The sequence below is a fragment of the Thermoactinospora rubra genome (assembly GCF_002093975.1).
GTDB lineage: Bacteria > Actinomycetota > Actinomycetes > Streptosporangiales > Streptosporangiaceae > Nonomuraea > Nonomuraea rubra_A.
In genome coordinates this window covers 175,802-196,135 of sequence record NZ_MSZZ01000005.1, presented here as the reverse complement: position 1 = coordinate 196,135, position 20,334 = coordinate 175,802, and the positions used below count along the sequence as shown (strand labels likewise).

At 73.1% G+C, this 20,334-nt stretch carries 18 protein-coding genes; 4 read left to right on the top strand and 14 right to left on the bottom strand.

Annotated elements, in window-relative coordinates; genetic code table 11:
- Window positions 1-43: 43 nt before the first annotated feature.
- The 4 genes from BSB02_RS17855 to BSB02_RS17840 are packed head-to-tail and all read left to right on the top strand — an operon-like array spanning window position 44 to window position 3,257.
- Entirely contained in the window at window positions 44-1,036 is a 993-nt protein-coding gene (locus BSB02_RS17855; RefSeq protein ID WP_240506486.1) for a FecCD family ABC transporter permease, read from the top strand.
- Window positions 1,033-2,073 (top strand): FecCD family ABC transporter permease, encoded by a 1,041-nt coding sequence (locus BSB02_RS17850; RefSeq protein ID WP_240506485.1) that lies wholly within the window; start codon window positions 1,033-1,035, stop codon window positions 2,071-2,073. Before BSB02_RS17855 ends, BSB02_RS17850 begins: the two co-directional genes overlap by 4 nt.
- Before the next feature lies 1 nt (window position 2,074).
- Entirely contained in the window at window positions 2,075-2,857 is a 783-nt protein-coding gene (locus BSB02_RS17845) for an ABC transporter ATP-binding protein (RefSeq protein ID WP_084960110.1), read from the top strand.
- A gap of 10 nt (window positions 2,858-2,867) precedes the next feature.
- On the top strand, window positions 2,868-3,257 hold the full coding sequence (locus BSB02_RS17840; RefSeq protein ID WP_084960109.1) for a pyrophosphohydrolase domain-containing protein: 390 nt from the start codon (window positions 2,868-2,870) through the stop codon (window positions 3,255-3,257).
- Here BSB02_RS17840 and BSB02_RS17835 read toward each other — a convergent pair.
- The 14 genes from BSB02_RS17835 to BSB02_RS17765 all read right to left on the bottom strand — a co-directional run bounded on the left by BSB02_RS17835 (window position 3,211) and on the right by BSB02_RS17765 (window position 20,203).
- A complete protein-coding gene (locus tag BSB02_RS17835) occupies window positions 3,211-4,422 on the bottom strand; it encodes an MFS transporter (protein ID WP_084960108.1) in 1,212 nt (403 codons plus the stop codon). The two genes, BSB02_RS17840 and BSB02_RS17835, sit on opposite strands and share 47 nt — an antisense overlap.
- A 4-nt stretch (window positions 4,423-4,426) precedes the next feature.
- Entirely contained in the window at window positions 4,427-6,052 is a 1,626-nt protein-coding gene (locus BSB02_RS17830; protein WP_084960107.1) for a tetratricopeptide repeat protein, read from the bottom strand.
- A gap of 353 nt (window positions 6,053-6,405) precedes the next feature.
- Window positions 6,406-7,581, bottom strand: a complete 1,176-nt coding sequence (ftsY, locus tag BSB02_RS17820) for a signal recognition particle-docking protein FtsY (RefSeq protein ID WP_084960105.1) — start codon at window positions 7,579-7,581, stop codon at window positions 6,406-6,408.
- Between the two features lie 44 nt (window positions 7,582-7,625).
- Complete coding sequence (locus BSB02_RS17815) at window positions 7,626-11,375, bottom strand: AAA family ATPase (protein WP_084960104.1); 3,750 nt, start codon at window positions 11,373-11,375, stop codon at window positions 7,626-7,628.
- Window positions 11,376-11,612: 237 nt separating this feature from the next.
- Window positions 11,613-11,807: a hypothetical protein gene (locus BSB02_RS17810; RefSeq protein WP_084960103.1), complete on the bottom strand. Its 195-nt coding sequence runs from the start codon at window positions 11,805-11,807 to the stop codon at window positions 11,613-11,615.
- A 190-nt stretch (window positions 11,808-11,997) separates the two neighbouring features.
- Window positions 11,998-12,282, bottom strand: coding sequence for an acylphosphatase (locus BSB02_RS17805; protein WP_084960270.1), 285 nt, complete (start codon window positions 12,280-12,282; stop codon window positions 11,998-12,000).
- Window positions 12,279-13,139, bottom strand: coding sequence for a bifunctional DNA-formamidopyrimidine glycosylase/DNA-(apurinic or apyrimidinic site) lyase (gene mutM, locus BSB02_RS17800; protein ID WP_084960102.1), 861 nt, complete (start codon window positions 13,137-13,139; stop codon window positions 12,279-12,281). Before mutM ends, BSB02_RS17805 begins: the two co-directional genes overlap by 4 nt.
- 2 nt (window positions 13,140-13,141) lie before the next feature.
- On the bottom strand, window positions 13,142-13,885 hold the full coding sequence (rnc, locus tag BSB02_RS17795) for a ribonuclease III (protein WP_420855864.1): 744 nt from the start codon (window positions 13,883-13,885) through the stop codon (window positions 13,142-13,144).
- A 217-nt stretch (window positions 13,886-14,102) separates the two neighbouring features.
- Window positions 14,103-14,282 (bottom strand): 50S ribosomal protein L32, encoded by a 180-nt coding sequence (rpmF, locus tag BSB02_RS17790; protein WP_084960101.1) that lies wholly within the window; start codon window positions 14,280-14,282, stop codon window positions 14,103-14,105.
- A 1-nt stretch (window position 14,283) separates the two neighbouring features.
- The gene (locus BSB02_RS17785; protein WP_084960268.1) at window positions 14,284-14,847 is read right to left on the bottom strand and encodes a YceD family protein; all 564 of its coding nucleotides are present in this window, start codon (window positions 14,845-14,847) and stop codon (window positions 14,284-14,286) included.
- A 54-nt stretch (window positions 14,848-14,901) separates the two neighbouring features.
- Complete coding sequence (gene coaD / locus BSB02_RS17780; protein ID WP_084960100.1) at window positions 14,902-15,378, bottom strand: pantetheine-phosphate adenylyltransferase; 477 nt, start codon at window positions 15,376-15,378, stop codon at window positions 14,902-14,904.
- 14 nt (window positions 15,379-15,392) lie between these two features.
- A complete protein-coding gene (rsmD, locus tag BSB02_RS17775; RefSeq protein ID WP_084960099.1) occupies window positions 15,393-15,956 on the bottom strand; it encodes a 16S rRNA (guanine(966)-N(2))-methyltransferase RsmD in 564 nt (187 codons plus the stop codon).
- A 471-nt stretch (window positions 15,957-16,427) separates the two neighbouring features.
- Window positions 16,428-18,605: an ATP-dependent DNA helicase RecG gene (gene recG, locus BSB02_RS17770; protein WP_084960098.1), complete on the bottom strand. Its 2,178-nt coding sequence runs from the start codon at window positions 18,603-18,605 to the stop codon at window positions 16,428-16,430.
- Between the two features lie 44 nt (window positions 18,606-18,649).
- A complete protein-coding gene (locus tag BSB02_RS17765) occupies window positions 18,650-20,203 on the bottom strand; it encodes a DAK2 domain-containing protein (RefSeq protein ID WP_084960097.1) in 1,554 nt (517 codons plus the stop codon).
- Window positions 20,204-20,334 lie beyond the last annotated feature (131 nt).

Below are 20,334 nucleotides of genomic sequence, written 5' to 3'. Positions count from 1 at the left end.
AGCTGGCATACTTCAGCGGAACCGGCAACCAGGAGGAGGCACAGTGAGGCGCACGCGCGTGCTCGCCGTACTCCTCGCCGCACTGGCCGGCGCCGTCGTGCTGAGCGTGACCGTCGGCGCCAAGACCGTCCCGCCGGGCGAGGTGTGGCAGGCGCTGACCGCCCCCACCGGCACCGAGAACGACATCATCGTCCGCTCGCTGCGCGTGCCCAGGACGCTGATCGGCGTGCTCGCCGGGGTGGCGCTGGGCGTCGCCGGCGCCCTCATGCAGGGCCACACCCGCAACCCGCTGGCCGACCCGGGACTGCTGGGCGTCACCCAGGGCGCGGCCTTCGCCATGGTGGCCTCGATCATCCTGCTGGGCACCTCGACCCTCTACACCTACATCTGGTTCGGCCTGGCCGGGGCGCTGGTCGCCAGCGCGGGCGTGTTCGCGCTGGGCATGGCCGGCGGCCGGGGCGGTCCCACGCCGGTGACGCTGGCGCTGGCCGGGACCGCCGTCAGCGCCTTCCTCTACGCCCTGACCTCGGCCATCGTGCTGCTGGACGAGCAGGCGATGGACGTCTTCCGCTTCTGGCAGGCCGGATCGATCGCCGCGCGCGGGGCCGACGCGGTCTGGCAGGTAACGCCGTTCGTGCTCGCCGGCCTGCTGCTGGCCGCGTTCAACGCGCCCGGCCTCAACGCGCTCGCCCTGGGCGAGGACGTGGCGCGCGGGCTCGGCCAGAACGTCAACCGCACGCGGGCCGTCGGCGTCGCCGCGGTGACGCTGCTGACCGGCGCCTCCGTGGCCGCCTGCGGGTCGCTGTCGTTCGTCGGCCTCATCGTGCCCCACCTGGTCCGGCCGCTGTCCGGCGCCGACCACCGGTGGCTCCTGCCGTACTCCGGCCTCGTCGGGGCGGCCCTGCTGCTGCTCGCCGACGTGATCGGCCGCGTCGTGGCCCCACCGGGCGAGCTGGAGGTGGGCGTGGTGCTCGCGTTGATCGGCGCGCCGTTCTTCGTCGCGCTGGTCCGGCGCAGGAAGCCGGTGCGGCTGTGAGGTTCCCCGTGAGGCTGTACGGCCCTTCGCGGCCCCGCGCGGTCGCCGTCACGCTGACCGGGCTGGCTTTGCTCGTGCTGCTGATGGCGATGAACATGCGCATCGGCGACATCCCCATGTCCCTGGCCGAGGTGCTGCGCGCCACCGTCGACGCGGGCGATCCCGGCCACTTCGTGGTCATGGACCTGCGCCTGCCCCGCGCGCTGACGGGCGCGCTCGTCGGCGCGGCGCTCGCGCTGGCCGGGGCCATCACCCAGGCCATCGCCCGCAACCCGCTGGCCAGCCCCGAGATCCTGGGCGTGACCACCGGCGCCTCGGTCACCGTCGTGGCGGGCGTGGTGGCCAGCGGCAGCGCGTACGGCGGGGCCAGCGGCCTGCTGCTGTCGCTCGGCATCCCGGCGCTGGCGCTGGCCGGCGGCCTGGCCGGCGCGGTCACCGTCTACGCGCTCGCCTGGCGGCAGGGGCTGGACGGGTACCGGCTGGTCCTGGTGGGCATCGGGGTGGCCGCGGTGTTCACCAACATCAAGTACTGGCTGCTGACCGTGGGCGACGTCAACGACACCACCCGGGCGATGGTGTGGATCTCCGGCTCGCTCAACGGCCGCGGCTGGGAGCACGTCGCGCCCGTCGCGCTGGCGCTGTCCGCGCTGATCCCCCTGACCCTGCTCGGCGCCCGCACGCTGGACGCCCTGCGCTTCTCCGACGACACCGTCGTCTCGCTCGGCGTGCGCGTCAACCGCGCCCGCGGGCTGCTCGTCCTGGCCGCCGTCCTGCTCGCGGCCACCGCGACCGCCTCGGCCGGGCCGATCGCGTTCGTGGCCCTCGCCTCGCCGCAGATCGCCCTGCGCCTGATCGGCTCGGGCCGCCCGCCGCTGCTGGCCTCCGCGGTGCTCGGCGCCGTCCTCACCGCCGCCGCCGACCTCATCGCCCGCACCGCCTTCTCGCCCGTCGAGTTGCCCGTCGGCGTCGTCACCGCCGTCCTCGGCGCGCCGTACCTGATCTACCTGCTCGTCCGTCTCCGCGGGAAGGGTCGCTGACATGAGACTCCAGGCCGTCGACGTCACCCTCGGGTACGGCGACCGCGTCGTGGTGGACGGGCTCGACCTCGGCATCGAGGCGGGCACGGTCACCACGATCATCGGGCCCAACGGCTGCGGCAAGTCCACCCTGCTGCGCGCGCTGGGCCGGCTGCTCAAGCCCTCCGGCGGCCAGGTGCTGCTCGACGGCAAGCGCATCGACAGGCTGCCCACCCGCGAGGTGGCGCGCGTCCTGGGCGTCCTGCCCCAGGCGCCTTCCGCCCCCGAGGGCCTGACCGTCGCCGACCTCGTGGCGCGTGGCCGCCACCCGCACCAGACCTGGTACCGCCAGTGGTCCTCCTCCGACGCCGACGCGGTCGCCGAGGCGCTCGCCATGACGGGCCTGTCCGACCTGGCCGACCGGCCGCTGGAGGAGCTGTCGGGCGGGCAGCGCCAGCGCGCGTGGATCTCCATGGCCCTCGCCCAGGGCACGGACCTGCTCCTGCTGGACGAGCCGACCACCTTCCTCGACCTGGCCCACCAGGTGGAGGTCCTGGAGCTGGTGCGCAGCCTGCACTCCTCGGCCGGCCGCACGATCGTCATGGTGCTGCACGACCTCAACCTGGCCGCCCGCTACACCGACCGGCTGGTCGCCATGCGCGACGGCCGGGTGGTCGCCGCGGGCACGCCCCACGAGGTGCTCACCGAGGAGCTGCTGCGCAAGGTGTTCGACCTGGAGGCGAAGGTCATCCCCGACCCGGTGGCCGGCACGCCGCTGGTCGTCCCCGTCGGCGTCCGTCACTAGGCTGGCCCGCATGCTCGACCCCATGGAGGCGCTGGCCCGCTGGCACGCCGCCACCGACGACGGCTCGCCCGTCGACCTGCGGCTGCGCCTGGCGCTGATCGAGGAGGAGTGCGCCGAGGTCCGCTCCGAGCTGCTCGCCGCGATCGAGGGCCGAGGCAGCCTGCCGCGCCTGGCCAAGGAGCTCGCCGACCTGCTCTACGTCGTGTACGGCACGGCCGACCGGCTCGGCATCCCGCTCGACCGGGTCTTCCAGCTGGTCCACGAGGCCAACATGCGCAAGGTCGACCCGCGCACCGGCAGGGTCGAGCGCCGCGCCGACGGCAAGGTGCTCAAGCCCGAGGGGTTCCGCGACGTCAGCCTGGAAGAGATCGAGGCTGTGGTGCGAGCCGCACGTCCCTGAGCGAGGAGCGCGCCAGCAGCAGGGCGATGAGCAGCCAGCTCGCCCCCGCGAAGGCCATCATCGCGGCGGGGTTGCGCACGGCCGTCTCGAACGCGCCGGAGGCGAGCGCGGCCAGCGGGATCGAGGCGAAGGCGATGACCCGCGCCGTGCCGAGGACACGGCCGAGCAGATGGCCGGGAACGAGGTGCTGGCGCACCGTCACCGTCGCGACGATGCCGATCCCCGCGCCGGCGAACTGCCCCAGCCACGCCAGCCCGATCAGCACCGGACCCCGGGCGGGGATCATCAGCAGCATGGACAGCCCGCCCAGCGCGGTGCCGCCGCTGATGAGCGCCCATGGCGGGAGGACCCGCAGCAGGCGGCTGCCGAGCAGGCCGCCGGTCACCGCGCCCGCGCCCTGGAAGGCGTAGACGGCGCCGATCTGTCCCGGCGTGAAGCCGTGGTGGGCGGTCAGGTAGTACACCACGTTCGCCAGCAGCAGCCAGACCCCGAAGTTGAGCCCGCAGGAGGCCACCGCCGTGACCAGCACCTCGCGCCGCTCGCGGAACAGGAACCGCAGGCCCTCCCGCAGATCGGCCATCGCCGAGCGCCCCCGCGTCACGGCGGCGGGCACCTCGCCGATCAACGCCATCATCGCGGCCGACAGCAGGAAGGTCGCCGCGTCGACGTAGATCGCGGTCTGGTAGCCGAACGCCGCGATCAGGGCGCCGCCCAGCACCGGGCCCAGCATGTTGGTGCCGTGCTCGCCGATGTGCACCCGGGCGTTGGCGGGCGGCAGCCGGTCCGGCGGGACGAGCGACGGCACGACCGCGTTGAAGGCCGGGCGGTACAGCGGATCGACGCACGACAGCGCCAGCACCAGCAGGTAGACCAGCCACAGCGGCGGACGCCCGGACGACACCAGGCACGCCAGCGCGAGCGCGAACAGCCCGGCCGCCAGGTCGCCGGCCACCAGGACGCGCCTGCGGCCGAACCGGTCGGCGATCACCCCGCCCGCGACACCGAGGACGAGGAACGGCAGGTACTCCAGCGCGTAGACGGCGCCGGTGCTGAGCGCCGAGCCCGTCATGTCGAGCACCATCAGCGGCAGGGCCAGTCGGTAGATCCACGTTCCCGTGGAGGACACGAGATAGCCGCCCAGGAGCAGCCAGTACCTCCTGCCCACCGGCTCAGCCCTCCCGCAGCGCCCGCCGCACGTCGGGGTCGTCCGGCGCCAGCTCGGCGGCCCGCAGCAGGTCCTCCCTGGCCTCCGCCGCCCGCCCGCAGGCCCGCAGCGCGACCGCCCGGTTGAACAGCAGCTCGGCCGTCTCGGTCAGCTTGATGGCCTGGGTGAGGTCGGCGACCGCCGCCTCGGCCTCGCCCAGCTCGAACGCCAGCGCTCCCCGGCTCGCCCACGCCTCCGCCAGGTCCGGCTGAAGCTCCAGGGCCGCGTCGAAGGCCGCCCTCGCCCGCGCGTGGTGTCCCTCGGCCGCCTCCACCTGCCCGAGCACGCACAGCAGGTGGGCGTTGCGCGGTTCGAGCTCCAGGCCCCGCACCACGTCCCGCCTGGCGCCGCCGTACTCGCCCATGGCGGCCAGCAGCCCGGAGCGGTTGACGTAGGCGGGGGCGAAGCCGGGATCGAGCTCCACGGCGTAGTCCAGATCGGCCAGCGCGCCCGCGTGGTCGCCCCCGGCGAAGCGGATCCCGGCCCGGTTGTAGTACGGCTCGGGGCTGGGCGGGCTGATCCGCATCACGGTCTCGTAGTCGGCCAGCGCCTCCTCGGCACGGCCCAGCCTGGCCAGGAGGTTGCCCCGGTCCAGGTAGTAGTCGGGATAGCCGGGGTCCATGGCGATGGCCCTGCCGTAGTCGGCCAGCGCCTCCTCGGCACGGCCCGCCGCCGCGGCGAGCTGGGCCCGGTTGGCGTACAGGACCAGGCGGTGGATGGGGTGCTCGTCGCCCAGGTCGGCCTCCGCCAGCGCGATGGCCTCCTGGACCAGGCGCTCGGCCTCGTCCAGGCGGCCCCGCCGTACCTGGACCAGAGCCTTGGCGTTGAGGTCGAAGCCGAGGTGGAAGGCGCGCTCGCGGCGGCCGGGCAGCAGGGAGGTGATCGCGATGGCCTCGTTGATCCAACCCAACGCCTGCTCGGGATCGCGCCTGGCCGGATCGGAGTGCCGCACGAGCAGCGTGGCCATCGAGCAGGCGATCGTTGCGCTATGGACCGGGTCCACGCACGCCCTCCTGGCGCGCTGGAGCAGCTGCCACGCCTCGTCCTCGCGCTCGATGGCGGTCAGGGCGTTCGCCGTCCTGTTCAGCAGGACCCAGTCCTCGGCCGCCTCCGTGAGCGCGGCCAGCCCGCTCTCGGCCATGGCGTGGTGGAAGCCCTCGTCGCGGAACCGGTCGAAGTCGGCGGGCAGCGGCGCGGTGGACGGCCTGGCGTCTCCCTCCACGATCGTGAGGTCCGGCACGCGCCGCCGCAGCACGTCCACCAGCTCCCGATCCGTCTGGTCGGCCTCGGCCAGGTTGTGGACGACGACGGTGAGCGGCTCGGTGAGGCGGTCCCTGACGAACTCGGCCAGGCCGTTGGCGAGGCTGAGCGTACGGCGGGCGCCCGGGATGAGGATGCGCTGCTCTCGGGGCAGCGTCTGGGCTAGAGAGGTCCTGTGCGGCGCGACGCCAAGATGGGGAGCGGCGGCCCGGATCTCGATGTCGTGCGCGGCCACCAGGTCCGGCGGCGCGCCGGGGACCAGCAGGTCGAGCAGCGCGGCGGCGAACGTGTACGGCCCGCGCAGGCGGCGGTCCGCGTCGATGGTCGTCAATGTGCACCCGGTCTCTCGTGACGAAGCCGGCTCCGGCGGCGGTCCGCGTGGCGGCCGGCCCCCTGTCCGGACCACCGGCCGCCACGTCGCCCTACGGCGTGTGCCTGGGCGCAGCCGCCCCCGTGAGCTTGACGGTTCCGGGCTTGTACACGACGACCTTCTTCATGGGCACCTCTCGGTAAGGGACGACAAGAGACCGCGGGCGGACTGCGCTGCCGCCGCGATCTCCTTGACGACGCCCCATGTCAGCACGAGCAGCGCCAGAGATCAATACTTCACCCGATAAGGGACATTTCCTCATAAAAACGGATGCCCCGGGCGATAACCCGGGGCATCCGAAACTCCGCCGGCGCTCAGTCGCCGAGGATCGCGTCGACGAAGACCTCGGGGTCGAACGGCGCCAGGTCGTCGGGCCCCTCGCCGAGCCCGACCAGCTTGACCGGGACGCCCAGCTCCCGCTGGACCGAGATGACGATGCCGCCCTTGGCCGTGCCGTCGAGCTTGGTCAGCGCGATGCCCGTGATGTTGACCGCCTCGGCGAACACCTGGGCCTGGCGCATGCCGTTCTGGCCCGTGGTCGCGTCGAGCACGAGCAGCACCTCGTCCACCGTCGCGCGCTTCTCGATGACCCGCTTGACCTTGCCGAGCTCGTCCATCAGGCCCGTCTTGGTGTGGAGCCGGCCCGCGGTGTCGACGATCACCGTGTCGGCCTTGAGCTCCATGCCCGCGGCCACCGCGTCGAACGCCACCGACGCCGGGTCGCCGCCCTCCGGGCCGCGCACGACCTCGGCGCCCACGCGGTCGCCCCAGGTCTGCAGCTGGTCGGCCGCCGCGGCGCGGAAGGTGTCGGCGGCGCCGAGCACCACCTTCTTGCCGTCGCCCACCAGCGCGCGGGCCAGCTTGCCGGTCGTGGTGGTCTTGCCGGTGCCGTTGACACCGACCACGAGCACCACGGCCGGGCGCTCGCCGTGCTTGTCGACGTGCAGCGTGCGGTCCAGGTCGGGGTTGACCTGCGCCAGCAACTGCTCGCGCAGCAGCCCGCGCACCTCCTCGGGCGAGCGGGTGCCGAGCACCTTCACCCTGGTCTTCAGCTCCTCCACCATCGCCTGCGTCGGCGCCACGCCCACGTCGGCGGTGATGAGGGTCTCCTCGATCTCCTCCCACACCTCGTCGTCGAGCCGGTCGCGCGACAGCAGCTCCAGCAGGCCACGGCCCAGCGTGCTCTGCGAGCGGGCCAGGCGGGCGCGCAGGCGCACCATGCGGCCGGCGGACGGCGGGGGCGCCTCGACCTCGGGAGCCTTGACCATCGGCTCGGCGGGCGGCGGCGGCACGGTGGTGGTGGCTCCGCCTTCGCCTTCCTCGACGGCTCCGCGCGGCGCCGCCTCCGCTTCCTCCGCGGGAAGGGTCTCCGGCGGCTCCACGGGCGGCGGCGCCGCCTTGCGGCCCGGCCGGTAGAGGAAGAACAGGCCGCCGGCCGCCAGCAGGGCGACCACAGCGACGATCACGATGATGAGGAGAGAGTCACTCACAAGAAGCCAGTTTTCCAGATCGTTCTCGATGCTCGGGCCGAGGCTCAGGCCGATTCGCGCTCCCGCAGTCGCTGGCTGACCACCTGCGTCACACCGTCACCGCGCATGGACACGCCATACAGGGCGTCGGCGATCTCCATGGTCCGCTTGTTGTGCGTGATGACGATCAGCTGCGAGCTCTGCCGCAGCTCCTCGAACAGCGTCAGCAGCCGCTGGGTGTTGGTGTCGTCGAGCGCCGCCTCGACCTCGTCCATGACGTAGAACGGCGACGGGCGCGCCTTGAAGATGGCGATCAGGAACGCCACCGCGGTCAGGGACCGCTCGCCGCCCGACAGCAGCGACAGCCGCTTGACCTTCTTGCCCGGCGGGCGCGCCTCCACCTCCACGCCCGTGGTCAGCATGTCCTCGGGGTCGGTCAGGACCAGCCGGCCCTCGCCGCCGGGGAACACCCGGGTGAAGATCTGCTCGAACTCGCGGGCGACGTCCTCGAAGGCGGAGGCGAACATCTGCTCCACCCGGTCGTCGACCTCCTTCACCACGGTCAGCAGGTCCCGCCGGGTCTTCTTCAGGTCCTCCAGCTGGCTGGTGAGGAACGCGTGCCGCTCCTCCAGCGCCGCGAACTCCTCCAGCGCCAGCGGGTTGACCTTGCCGAGCTGCGCCATCTGCTTCTCGGCCGTGCGGGCGCGCCGCTCCTGCTCCTCCCTGACGTACGGCACCGGCGGATCGCCCGGCACCGGCACGTGCGGGCCGTACTCGGCGACCAGCGCCTCGGTCTCGACGCCGAACTCCTCCATGGCGCGCTGCTCCAGCTGCTCCAGGCGCAGCCGCTGCTCGGTGCGGGCCACCTCGCTGCCGTGGACGCGGTTGACGAGCTTGTCCAGCTCCTGGCCCAGCTCGCGGACGTGCACGCGGACCTGCTTGAGCTCGGCGTCGACGGCCACCCGCGCAAGGTCCGCCTCGTCGCGCTCCCGTGCGGCCTGCTCCACCGACACGGCCAGCGCCTCCAGCACCTGCCTGGCGGCCGCGGCGACCGACTCGGCCAGCCGGGCCTGCCTCCTGCGGCGCTCGCGCTGCTCGGCCGCCTGGCGGCGTTCGTCGCGCTCGCGCTGGGCGGCGGCCATCAGCGCGTCGGCCCGGCCCTCGACGCCCTTCAGGCGCTCCTCGGCGGTGCGGACCTGCAGCCGGGCCTCCATCTCGCGCTGCCTGGCCGCCTCCCGCCCGGCCGCCAGCTCGTCGCGGCGCTCGGTGGTGGGCTCGGCCTCCAGCTCCTGGGCGTATTCGGCCTCGGCCAGGCGCATCTCCAGCTCGGCCAGCTCCTCCTGGGCGGCGGCGCGCGACTCCTCGGCGGCCAGCACGCTCGTGCCCAGGCGGTCGGCCTCGGCCTCGGCGGCCCGGGCGGCGGCTTCGAGCTGGGCGAGGCGCTTGGCCGCCGCGGCCGAGCGCTGGTCGGCCTCCCGCTGCCGGGCGCGCACCTGGTCGAGGGCCTGCTGGGCGGTGTTGACGGCGGCCTGGGCGGCGCCCGCCTCCTGCTGGGCCTGGGCGACCGTGGCCTGCGCGGCCTCCAGGGCGGCTTGGGCGTCGTGCTCGGCGGCGAGCGCCGTCTCCAGCCGCTCGGCGGTCGCCTCCGCCGTCCGGCGCGCCTCGTCGAGGGCGGCGACGGCTTCGTCGAGGGCGGCTCGCATCTGGAGGGCCGACGCTCCGGCCGTGTCGCCGCCCTGCGCGGTGTAGGCGCCCACGAGGTCGCCGTCCCGCGTCACGGCCCGCAGGCCGGGCTCTCGCTCGACGAGCGCCCGCGCCTGGCCGAGGGTGTCGACCACGACGACGCCGGCGAGCAGGTGGTCGAGGGCGGGACGCAGCTCCGCGGGCACCGTGACGAGGTCGGCGGCCCACCGGCCGCCCTCGCCGAGCCCATCGCCGGGTCCTCCGCTGAGCCCTCCGCTGAGCTCTCGGTTGGGTCCTCCACCGGATACGGCCCGCGTCGCCGTACCGGGGCGGGGTCCCCCGGCGGAGGCGACGACGAGGGACGCGCGGCCGCCGTCGACGGCGCGCAGGTGCTCCAGCGCCTCCACCGCCGAGTCCAGCGACTTGACGGCCACAGCGTCGGCGGATGCGCCCAGCACCGCGGCGATGGCCGCCTCGGCGCCCGGCGCGACCGTCAGCGAGGCGGCGAGCGGCCCCAGCACGCCCGGCAGCGCCGCCGCCAGCAGCGCCGCCCCGCCGTCCGCCCCTCGGGCCAGCCCCAGCTCCAGAGCGTCGCGACGAGCCTCCAGCGCGGCCACCGCCCGCTGAGCCTCCTGGTCGGCCGCCCGCGCTGTGGCGACGGCCGCCTTCGCGGCCTGGAGCGCCGCCCGAGGGCCCGCCAGCGCCGCCGTCGCCGCCTCGACCCGGTCACGGGCCGCCTCGGCGGCCTCCCGGGCCCGCGCGACGGCCTCCTCCGCGACCGCCAGCTCCTCCGCCAGCGCCGGATCGGCCTGCGGCTCCTCCGCCCGCGACGCCTCGAAGTCCTCCCTGGCCAGGCGCGCCCGCTCGGCGGCGTCGAAGACCGCCTTCTGCAGCCGCCCGATCTCCTCCTCGGCCGCCCGCACCCGGCTGCGCGCCGAGTCGACCTGGCCGCGCAGCCGTACCAGACCCTCGCGCCGGTCCGCGGCGGCACGCGCGGCGGCGGCGAGCCGCTGCTCCTCGGCCGCCAGCTCCGCCTCGGCCTCCGAGCGCCGCGCGACGGCCTCCTCCAGCAGCTCCTGGGCGTGCTCCAGCTCGGCGGCCAGGATGAGCTCCTGCTCGCGCGCCTCGGCGGCCTCCCGCTCCAGCTCCTCGGGATCCCGCCCGCGCCGCTCGATGGCCGCCGCGTCGAGGGCGTGCCGGTGCCGTTCGGCGGCCAGCTGCTCCAGGCCCGCGATGCGCTCGCGCAGGGACGACAGCCGGAAGTAGGCCTCCTGGGCGGCGGCCAGCCGCGGCTGCGCCTCCGCCTCCGCGGCCTCCAGCGCCGCCTCCCGCTGCTGCGCCTCGGCCAGCGCGGCCTCCACCTCGGCCCGCCGCGCCAGGACGGCCGCCTCGTCGGCCGCCTCCCGCTCCAGCGTCTCTCGCAGCCTGATGACGTCGTCGGCCAGCAGCCGCAGCCGCGCGTCGCGCAGGTCGGCCTGGATGACCGCGGCCTTGCGGGCGATCTCCGCCTGCCGGCCCAGGGGCTTGAGCTGGCGGCGCAGCTCGGTGGCGAGGTCCTGCACGCGCGTGAGGTTGGCCTGCATGGCGTCGAGCTTGCGCAGCGCCTTCTCCTTGCGCTTGCGGTGCTTCAGGACGCCGGCGGCCTCCTCGATGAACGCCCGCCGCTCCTCCGGCCCGGCGTGCAGCACGGTGTCGAGCTGGCCCTGCCCCACGATGACGTGCATCTCGCGGCCGATGCCCGAGTCGGACAGCAGCTCCTGGATGTCGAGCAGGCGGCAGGTGTCGCCGTTGATCGCATACTCGCTCTGGCCGCTCCTGAACATCAGGCGGCTGATCGTCACCTCGGTGTAGTCGATCGGCAACGCGCCGTCGGAGTTGTCGATCGTCAGCGTCACCTCGGCGCGGCCCAGCGGCGGCCGGCTGGCGGTGCCGGCGAAGATGACGTCCTCCATCTTGCCGCCGCGCAGCGACTTGGCGCTGTGCTCGCCCATCACCCAGGCCAGGGCGTCGACCACGTTGGACTTGCCGGAGCCGTTGGGCCCGACGACGCAGGTGATGCCCGGCTCGAACCGGAGGGTGGTCGCGGAGGCGAAGGACTTGAAGCCGCGCAGGGTGAGCGTCTTGAGATACAAGCCGTGCCCCCCTTCTTCCCTGCGGACCTCCGGGAAAGCCTACTGGCCCCCACCGACAGTCGTTCGCGGGAACGGCGAGACGCCTCGGAGGAGCTGAGGGGGTACGGCGAGCACGACGAATGCCCGACGCGAATCCGCCGCGCCGGGTCAGCCGTTCAGAAGGTGCCTACCAATGACGAAGGGACGTCTCGCGTAATGCTTCACGTGACGTCCCTGACACTAGCGCTCTCCGATCACTCAGGTGAGTGCCGGCTCGCGCTCTTGCAGGCGGTCGATCGCCTCATCCCGGGTTTGGGCCGCAAGAGCGTCGTTCTGGGCCTGGAGCCGGATGAGTTCTGCCTCCAGATCCCGGATCCGCTGCTGCAGGCGGCGCATCTCCGAGACCATACGAGGGTCAGGACCGCCGACGTGGCCGAGTAGAGCCTTCGCCATGGTAAAGGGTCCTCCACGCTGAGTGACCAGACTGGTTCGCGCACTTTTGTTTCCGCGGGAGGGGTGCGCGTGGTACCTAACAAGAGTCGCACCGGCAGTGGGGGCGGTCAAGTCGAACGCTCCTTGGTGGCCTACCGATGGGCACTCCCGACATACAAATATACCCCATTTGGTGGGTTTTGGGGAAGGGTCACCGCTCCACGAATCCCGCCAAATTACCTCGGGCTTCACTCCAGCGTTCTACTACTCCATCGACCCTCCCAGGCGTGTCGCAACTTCTGAGGAGCTCCAGCAACTTGACGCAGGACGCCCTGGATCCCTCCGCCACGACCTCCACCCGGCCGTCGGGCAGGTTGCGCGCCCAGCCGGCCAGGCCGAGCTCCCGCGCCCTGGCCCGGGTCCACCAGCGGAACCCCACCCCCTGCACCCGGCCGCGCACCCACGCGGTCAGGCGGACGACGCCGTCCTCGCTCACGACGGTGCGGCTCCCGGCCGGGGCGGTCGCTGACACCGCGGGCAGCTGTAGGAGGAGCGGTTCATGAACGGGTCGCGCCTGATCGGCGTGCCGCAGCGCGAACAGGGCTGGTCGCGCCTGCCGTACACCGCCAAGGAACGGTCGAAGTAACCGCTCTCGCCGTTGACGTTGACGTAGAGGCTGTCAAAGGATGTGCCGCCCTGCCCCAAAGCCTCGGTCATGACCTCCCGCACGGCGGCAACGAGCTCGGAAATCTTCCGCCTGCTCAGCGTCGAGGTGGGGCGGGCCCAGTGCAACCTGGCCCGCCAGAGCGCCTCGTCGGCGTAAATGTTTCCCACACCGCTGATCAAGGATTGGTCCAGCAGCGCGCGCTTGATCTCCGTGCGGCGGGCACGCAGGCGGCGGGCGAACAGGTCCTCGTCGAAGGCGTCCTCGAACGGGTCGGGCGCGATGTGCGTGATGGGGGCGGGAATGCCCTCCACCAGCGGGGCGATCATGACGTGCCCGAACGTGCGCTGGTCGACGAAGCGCAGGTCGAGGCCGCCGTCGGTGAAGCCGAGCCGTACCCGCAGGTGCTTCTCCAGCGGCGAGGCCGGGTCGACCACCAGCAGCTGCCCGCTCATGCCCAGGTGCGCCAGCAAAGCGTCGGAACCGTCGAGCGGCAGCCACAGGTACTTGCCGCGCCGCCGCACGTCCACCACGGTCCGCCCGGCCAGCGCGGCGGAGAAGGCCGTCACGCCGTCGGCGAAGCGCCGGATGGCGCGCGGGTGCAGCACCTCGGCCGCCGACACGGTACGGCCGGCGACCCAGCGGGCCAGGCCCCGCCGGACGACCTCGACCTCGGGCAGCTCGGGCATCGCTACGATCCGGCCGGCTGCGACTCGCGGGCCTCGCGGGCGGCGCGGATGCGGGTCCAGGCGGCCTCCGCGGCCTGCTGCTCGGCCTCCTTCTTGGAGCGCCCGGTGCCGCTGCCGTACGGCTGGCCGCCCACCCGCACCTCGGCGGTGAACGACTTGGCGTGGTCGGGCCCGCTCTCCTGGACGTGATACTCGGGCACGCCGAGCGCCTCGGAGGCGGTGAGCTCCTGCAGCGAGGTCTTCCAGTCCAGGCCCGCGCCCAGCGACGCCGAGCGGATGATCAGCGGGTCGAACAGCACGTGGACCACGCGGAACGCCTCGTCCAGGCCCTTGTCGACGTAGATGGCGCCGATCAGCGCCTCGAGCGTGTCGGCCAGGATCGAGGACTTGTCACGGCCGCCGGTGCCCTCCTCGCCCCTGCCCAGCCGCAGGAAGCGGCCCAGGCCCAGGGTGCGGGCCACGTCGGCCAGCGCACGCATGTTGACCACCGCGGCCCGCAGCTTGGCCAGCTGGCCTTCGGGCAGGTCGGGATGGTTGTGGTACAGCGTGTCGGTGACGACCAGGCCCAGCACCGAGTCACCCAGGAACTCCAGGCGCTCGTTGGTCGGCAGGCCGCCGTTCTCGTAGGCGAACGAGCGGTGCGTCAGCGCCCGCTCGAGGATGTCGGCGTCGAGCCTGACCTCGAGCACCCGCTCGATCTCGTCCCTGGCCACCTCGACGGCGATGGGTTTGGGGGCTGCGCCCACGGGCTTTCCTCCTCGGACATCTTCCAGCACCGCGCGATGGCCGGAGATGCCCGAAAACGTGGTGGGCGTCGGGAAGGGACGGGGTGTCCCCGAAGCTCCGGCGTCCACCACGGCCGCGGGCGGACCGCCACCGCGTCGCATCGCAGACCATAACGCCGACCGGATCCTCATCGCATCCGGTCGGCACCAGGTCGTGTGCGTCTTTCGCCGGCGGCGATCAGGCGGACGGCTCGATGACCTGACGGCCGTTGTAGGTGCCGCAGGTCGGGCAGGCGATGTGCTGCTGCTTGGGCGAACGGCACCGCGGGCAGCTCACCAGCGCGACGGGAGTCGCCTTCCACTGGGAGCGGCGGTGGCGAGTGTTGCTCCGCGACATCTTCCGCTTCGGGACGGCCACGTCACTTCTCCTGATCGTTGTCGATTACCAAACCTTGCAACGACGCCCAGCGGGCGTCGAGCTTCTCGTGCCGGTGGTCCGGCCCGGCGTCGGCCAGGCGGATCCCGCACTCCACGCAAAGCCCCAGACAGTCGTCCGTGCAGACGGGGCTCAACGGCAGTGCGAGCACCACCGCGTCGCGGAACGTCGGCTCGAGGTCGAGCAACTCACCGTCGAGCAGCGAGTCCTCCTCCGAGACGTCCTCGTCGGAGTAGAAGAACAGCTCCTGCAGGTCGACCACGACCTCCGAGGAGATCGGGTCGAGACACCGCGCGCACTCCCCCGTCAGGGGAGCCCGCGCCGTGCCCGAGACGAGCACGCCCTCCATCACCGCTTCGAGCCGGAGATCCAGCCCGACATCGGCGTCCTTGGGGACGCCGATCATGTCGACGCCGAGGTCCGCCGGAGCCGGCAGGACCAGGCTGACCTCGCGCATCGACCCGGCCCGCCTGCCCAGGTCATGCGTGGACAGTACCCACGGGCTGCGGGGGTCGAGGTGCTGGGTCATCCTGATCTCGCTAGGCATGGCGAAAACCATCGCCGTCGTACAAGGCCGAATAGAAACAATACCAGGCGCCGGTCAGCCCCGAAGACGCTCCGCCAGCAGCTTGTGGACCAGGTCGGGGACCAGGCCCGACACGTCGCCGCCGTAGCGGGCGATCTCCTTGACCCTGCTGGAAGACAGGAAGGAGTACTCCGGGTTGGTGGGCATGAACAGCGTCTCGACCCCGGACAGCCGGTAGTTGAGCTGCGCCATCTGCAGCTCGTAGTCGAAGTCGCTGACCACCCGGATGCCCTTGACGATCGCGGGGATGTCGTTCTGCTTGCAGAAGTCCACGAGCAGGCCGTGGAACTTCTCGACCCTGACGTTGGGATACTCCTTCGTCACGGCCTGGAGGATGTCGATCCGCTCGTCGACCGTGAACAGGCTGCTCTTCTCGATGTTGATCAGCACCGCGACGATCACCTCGTCGTACAGCCGGGCGCACCGGCCGATGATGTCGAGGTGACCGTTGGTGATGGGGTCGAAGGACCCCGGGCAGACAACGCGACGCAAGACGCCTCCCCTTGCTACGGGTACCCGGCGGCGCGACCGTACCAAACGGCCGCTTCCCCGTAGCGACGGACCCTGTCCTCAACGTAGCCCGGGGGCCAGACCATGTCCTTCCCCCTGCTCTCCCGCTCGAACGCCACCACGGCGCCCTCGGCCAGCCACCCGTTGCCGCGCAGGGCCTCCAGCACCGGGCCGGGGTCGTCCAGGGCGTACGGCGGATCGGCGAAGACGATGTCGTACGGCTCGGCGCACGGCTTGGCCACCACGCGCTCGACCCGGTCGGCGACCAGCTCGGCCCGCGCCTGGAAGCCGAGGGCCTGGATGTTCGCCCTGATCGTGCGGACCGCCCGGGGGTCGGACTCCACCAGCGTGGCGTGGACCGCGCCGCGGGAGACCGCCTCCAGGCCGATCGCGCCGGAGCCGGAGTACAGGTCCAGCACGCGGGCGCCCTCCAGACCGGCCATGGATCCCAGCGTCGAGAAGATCCCCTCCCGGGCCCTGTCGCTGGTCGGCCTGGTGCCCCGCCCAGGCGGGACCTGGATCCGCCGTCCTCCCGCGCTGCCCGCGATGATCCGAGTCATGGGTTCATCCTCGCAGGTCAAGACTGGACAAGTGTCGGCCTCGAGTGCGCAAGGATGATTCCCATCGTCCTGGAGTGCCCGCATGATGATGACTGCGGCTTCCGAGGTGACCCATGGAGGCCGCCCGGCGTGATCGTGAGCCCTTCCGCACGCCGGAACCCTCGGCACCTGACCCGAGGGTGGGCCCAGGGCGGGGACGGCATTCGGGGGGAGGCCGTCCCCGCGCTGTGCTTATGGTCGCGCCTTCGGCGCTCCGTGCGAGGGGCGCCGGGAAGACCCGCTCTTCCCTCGTCGCGGCTCGGGCGCTGGGCGCCCTCACCGCTCCTCGGTCCAGAGCGGGTCGCGCCCCTCGCGGGTCACGGCCCTGCACGTCCGCACGGGGTTCTGTGGGCCGAGACGTTCTGTGGGCCCGAGCCGCGAAACGTTTGTAGATCCTCGGCTCGCGAAATTCCGGCGGTGCACCCAAGCTCGTCAGGCCTTCTCCAGGTAGTCGGCCTTCTCGTCCTTGAGCAGCCGCTCGATCTCCGCCCGCAGGGCCGGGTGCGAGGACAGCTCCGGGTCGGCCTGGAGCAGCGCCGCCGCCTCGGCGCGGGCGGTCTCGATGACCTCCTCGTCCCGCAGCAGTTGCAGCAGCTTGAGCGACGACCGCTTGCCCGACTGCGCCGCTCCCAGCACGTCGCCCTCCCGCCGCTGCTCCAGGTCCACGCGCGACAGCTCGAAGCCGTCGAGGGTGGCGGCCACCGCGTCCAGCCGGGCCCGCGCCGGGGTGCCTTCCGGGAACTCCGTCACCAGCAGGCACAGCCCGGGCAGCCCGCCCCGGCCCACGCGCCCGCGCAGCTGGTGGAGCTGGGAGACGCCGAAGCGGTCGGCGTCCATGATGACCATCACCGAGGAGTTGGGCACGTCGACGCCGACCTCGATGACCGTGGTCGCCACCAGCACGTCGACCTCGCCCTTGGAGAACGCCCGCATGATCGCCTCCTTCTCCTCGGGAGGCAGCTTCCCGTGCAGGACCGCCAGCCGCAGCCCCTCCAGCGGCCCCTCGGCCAGCATGGCGGCGACGTCGAGGACGGCCAGCGGCGGCCGGCGCTCGTCGTCGGGCGGCGCCCCCGACATGTCTCCCTCGTCTCCCTCGACGTCCCCGATGCGCGGGCACACGATGTAGGCCTGCCGCCCCAGCGCGACCTCCTCCCGCACTCGCTGCCAGGTGCGCTCCAGGTAGTGCGGCTTCTCGGCGGCCGGCACGACGTGGGTGGTGATCGGCGCGCGCCCGGAGGGCAGCTGGGACAGGGTCGACACCTCCAGGTCGCCGAAGACCGTCATGGCGACCGTGCGCGGGATCGGCGTGGCGGTCATCACCAGCACGTGGGGGCGCCCGCCCGAGACCTTCTCCCGCAGCGCGTCGCGCTGCTCCACGCCGAAGCGGTGCTGCTCGTCCACGACCACCAGCCCCAGCTCGGCGAACTGCACGTGCTCCTGCAGCAGCGCGTGCGTGCCGACGACGATGCCGGCCGTACCCGAGGCCACGTCGAGCAGCGCGGAACGCCGGGCGGCGGCGCCCATGGAGCCGGTCAGCAGGGCCACCGAGGTGCCGCCGAGCATGCCCCCGGCGGCCAGGTCGCCCAGCATGGCGGTGATGGACCTGTGGTGCTGCTGGGCCAGCACCTCGGTGGGCGCGAGCAGCGCGGCCTGCCCGCCCGCGTCGACGACCTGCAGCATGGCCCGCAGGGCCACCACGGTCTTGCCCGCGCCGACCTCGCCCTGGAGCAGCCGGTGCATGGGATGCTCGCTCGCCAGGTCGCGGGCGATCTCCTCGCCCACGGCGAGCTGTCCCTCGGTGAGGGAGAACGGCAGGCGGGCGTCGAAGTCGGCCAGCAGGCCGTCGCCCCGGCGCGGACGCGGCTTGGCCGGCCAGGCGGTGGCGGCCATCCGGCGCTGCACCAGCACGGCCTGCAGGACGAACGCCTCGTCGAACTTCAGCCGCTTGTGCGCCCGCGTCACGTCGCCGAAGTCTTTGGGCCGGTGGACCGCCTCCAGGGCCTCGGCCAGCGGGATCAGCCGGTGCCTGGCGCGCAGCTGGGCGGGCAGCGGGTCCTCCAGCGGGCCCAGCGTGTCGAGCACGACGCCGACCGCGCGCCTGATCACCCACGGCGTCAGGTCCTTGCCCGCCGGATAGATCGGCACGGGCGCGCTGGCGAACTCCTCGGCCGTGGCCTCGCTCTCCTCGAACAGCTCGAACTCGGGGTGCGCCAGCTGCCAGCGCGGGTTGGAGCGCGCGCCGAACAGCCCGACCTTGCCGGCGAACATCCCGCGCCGTCCCGGCTTGAGCCTGGACTCGGCCACATGCGAGCCGCGGCCGAAGAAGGCCAGGTAGATCTTGTTGCGGTCGCCGTCGACGACCTCGACCTCCAGCCAGGTGCCGCCGCGGTTGCGCATCGGCTTGCGCATCACCCTGGTGACCTCGCCGACCACGGTGACGTGCTCGTCGACGACCAGCGCGTCGAGCGAGGTCCGCTCGCCGCGCTCGGCGTAGCGGCGCGGATAGTGGCGCAGCAGGTCGCCCACCGTCTCCAGGCCGAGCACGGCGTGCAGCAGCTTGGCGGTCTTGGGGTCGAGCGCCTTGCCCAGAGGCTCGTCGAACCTGCTCACGACAAACAGTTCTACCGCCCCCGACCGACAGATTGACCCGGCATTCACTCCACGCCGATCAGCAGCGGGTAACCGCCCTGTCCGCCCTCGTACACGACCACCTCGACGACCGGCTCCAGGCGGCGCCTGATCTCCTCGGCCAGCCGTACCGGGGCCTCGGCGCCCGTGACCAGGGTCACCAGCTCGCCGCCGCCCGCCAGCATCCGCTCCACCAGCCGGACCGCCGTCTCGCGCAGGCCGGAGCCGATCTCCACCACCTCGCCGTCGATCAGCGCGAGCACGTCGCCGGGACGGCACACGCCCGCGCTGGTCACCGCCTCGCGGCCGGCCACGGTCAGGTGGCCGTAGCGGGTGTGCCCGGCCGCGTCGGTCATCGCCACCACGTCGTCGTCGAAGCGGCGCAGCGGGTCGTGCACGGCCATCGCCGCCAGCCCCTGGACGGTGGCCTTGGTCGGCAGCACGCTGACCACCACGCCGTCCTCGCGGGCGATCTCCGCCGCCGCCACCGCCACCGCGCGCACGCCCTCGTCGTTGGGCAGCACCGCGACCTCCTGGCCCGCCTCGCGGATCGCGGCCAGCATCGCGGGAAGCGGCGGGCTCGTGCCGGGCTCCCGCCGTACCACCACGGCCCCGGCCTGCTCGAACAGCGCCGCGATGCCCTCGCCCGCGGCCACCGCCACCACGCCGCGCCCGGCGCTCGCCCGGTGCGTCCGCTCGGCGAGGTAGGTGACGCGGATCCGGTGCGGCCGGCCCGCGCGCAGCCCCGCCTCGATCGCCGCGCCGGCGTCGGCCACGTGGACGTGCACGTTCCACAGCCCGTCGCCGCCCACGATCACCAGCGAGTCGCCCAGCGCGTCGAGTTCCTCGCGCAGCTTGTCCACCTCCGGCGCGTCGAGCAGGTACATCACCTCGTAGCCCGCCCCGGCCTCGGTCATCGGCACGACCGCCGCCGTCGGCGCGGGGACCTCGTACCGCTCGGGATAGGAGTCGGTGATCACCGACTCCAGCGCCTCCAGGATGATCGCCAGCCCCGCGCCGCCCGCGTCCACCACGCCGCTGCGCGCCAGCACGTCGAGCTGCTCGGGGGTACGGCGCAGCGCCGTCCTGGCCGCCGTTGCCGCCGCCCTCACCACCGCCGCCAGGTCCCCGTCCAGCTCGCGTACGGCTCCCGCCGCGGCCTCCAGCACGCTCAGCACGGTCCCCTCGACGGGCCTGGCCACCGCACCCTTGGCCAGCGCGGCCGCCCTCACCAGCCCCTCGCGCAGGCCGGAACCGTCCTCCTTGAGCACCTCCGCCAGGCCGCGCAACGCCTGGCTCACGATCACGCCGGAGTTCCCCCTGGCCCCGACCAGCGCGCCGTACGCCAGGGTCTGCCACACCACCGCCGGGTCCACGTCCTCCGGCAGGGACTCCACGGCCTCGGCGGCGGACAGCATGGTCAGGTGGAGGTTGGTGCCGGTGTCGCCGTCGGCGACGGGGAACACGTTGAGCGCGTCGATCTCGCCTCTGGCCCTGCCGAGCGTGTCGGCCGACAACCGGGCCCAGCGCCGCACCGCGGACGGCTCGAGGACCGCCGTCCTGTCCGCTCGCGTGCTCACCCTCGCGCGCTCCTCGGTGTGCGGTACCTTTATGGAGGAGAATATCCTCGACGTCCGCACCACGCCGGTCCGCGAACCGCCCGCTCGTGCTCGCGTGGCGACCAGGTGCCGGGATCGGATATCCTCGACTA